Origin of the sequence: Bacillus sp. GZB, from assembly GCF_001975995.1 — a bacterium.
GTDB lineage: Bacteria > Bacillota > Bacilli > Bacillales > Bacillaceae > Bacillus > Bacillus velezensis.
The window spans coordinates 1-1,458 of sequence record NZ_MTQG01000011.1 but is presented as its reverse complement, the minus strand read 5'-3'; the positions used below and the strand labels follow the sequence as shown (position 1 = coordinate 1,458).

The 1,458-nt window shown below is 46.0% G+C and carries 1 protein-coding gene; it reads right to left on the bottom strand.

What is annotated here, in order from left to right; translation table 11 throughout:
* Window positions 1–1,458, bottom strand: a 1,458-nt coding sequence (locus BXO87_RS05685) for a beta-ketoacyl synthase N-terminal-like domain-containing protein (protein ID WP_239692960.1), incomplete at both ends; no start/stop codon positions are given.

Here is a 1,458-nt window from a genome sequence, read left to right as displayed (position 1 = left end):
TCTTCAACGACATCACAAGGCTTATCAGGCTTACGATCCCTGAAGCCGCCAAGGTATGACCGATATTCGGTTTCGTCGACGTTAATGCACAGTAGCTCCTTTCCTCTGTATAGTCTTTAAATGCCTCTGCCAATGCATTAATCTCGATCGGGTCACCGAGCTTTGTCCCGGTTCCATGGGTCACGATGTATTCCATATCCTCTGCCTTGATATGAAAACGATCGTACACTTCTTTGATGAGCTGGCTTTGCGAACGTCCGCTTGGCGCGGTAATTCCGTTCGTTTTTCCGTCATAGTTAATTCCGCTTCCCACTATGGTTGCGTATACAGGGTTACCGTCGGATTCCGCTTTTGACAGCCTTTTTAAAACAATAACGGCCACGGCTTCCGCCGGCACCATTCCGTTTGCACGCTTGTCAAAGGCGTAACACTCTCCGTCTGCCGACAGCATTCCCGCCTTATTCATCGCGTTATAACTATCAGGAGTAATCAAAAGATTGGCCCCTGCCACGATGGCAGTATCGCATTCTCCGTTTCTGAGGCTCTGACAAGCCTGATGAACAGCTACAAGCCCTGACGAGCACGCCGTATTGATGGCCATGTTTGGACCATCAAGGTTTAGGAAATAAGAAAGTCTGGCGGCGAGAATGGCATTATGGTTTGAGGTAATCCCGGCCTCTTCGTCAACTAGCAGTTTGTAATCCCCGTCCTCGATCCCAACAAACATTCCTATTTTTTCGTCTTCAAATGACTTGGAACCATAGCCGGCATCCTCCAACGCCTTCCATGTTTCCTGAAGCAGCAGTCGCTGTCTGGGATCCATATTCATTGCTTCACGCGGAGATATTTCAAAGAACTGAGGTTCAAATTCGGAAATACCTGGAATTACCCCGAATCTTTTGTTGACTTCTTTTCTATCCTCAGTATTGTTCTGACTTTCCCGCCATTCGACGCGCTCATATGGCGCCTCACTGATTACTTCCCGTCCCTCATGCAGAAGGAACCATAGTTCCTCTACATTTCTTGCATCTGGAAATCTTCCGCTCATTCCTATGATGGCAATTGGTTCTTTTTCAACCCCAGTCTGTTTCTGCTTTGTCCCCAATTTTTCGGAACGGCTCTTTCTTATTTTCTGTCCTCTATTTTCCGGTGGTGTTGTTAAAGAAACTTCTTTCCCGCTTTCGTGATAGAACGCCTGCATTTCATCAGAATAACGTTCAAGGAAATACTGACTTAACCTCTCTATCGTCGGATAACCAAAGAAAATATCCGGCGTAATCTCTAATTCATAACGCTCACTTAACACATCGGCAAATTCCGCAAGACTGATAGAGTCGAAGCCGAAGTCACCTAAACCCTCATCTATATTCAGCTTTTCTTTTGGATACTTAAGGATCTGACTGATCGCATCCTTTAGTTCCCAAATCACACACTGTTTTATGTTCCAGCCGCTCATTT